A 333-nucleotide genomic window follows, 5' to 3' on the forward strand; every position below is an offset into this window, starting at 1 on the left:
CCGGCTGCTTCACAATCAAGCGCGAAGAAGGCGATGCCTACTCCTATATCGGCTACGAGGACTTCGTGGCCGATCCCGAGGCCAAGCCGCTGCCCAGCGCCTCGGGCAAGTTCGAGATCTACTGCCAGTACAAGGCCGATACGCTGAACGCCATGGGCTACAGCCCTGAGGGCGCGTTCAAACCCTATCCCACCTATGTGGAGGCGCCGGAAGGTCGCGAGGGCATGTACGCCGACCGTAAGATCGGCGGCGAGGCCAGCGAGTATCCCTTCATCGTGTACAACCCGCACTACCTGCGCCGCGCCCACGGCGTCTTCGATGGGGTGGGCTGGC

The 333-nt window shown here is 63.7% G+C and carries 1 pseudogene; it reads left to right on the forward strand.

Annotated elements, in window-relative coordinates:
- Positions 1-333, forward strand: a pseudogene (locus PZH32_RS12020) (dimethyl sulfoxide reductase subunit A); the annotation flags it as partial.

Source organism: Adlercreutzia equolifaciens, from assembly GCF_029076695.1.
In the GTDB taxonomy this organism is placed as follows: domain Bacteria; phylum Actinomycetota; class Coriobacteriia; order Coriobacteriales; family Eggerthellaceae; genus Adlercreutzia; species Adlercreutzia equolifaciens_A.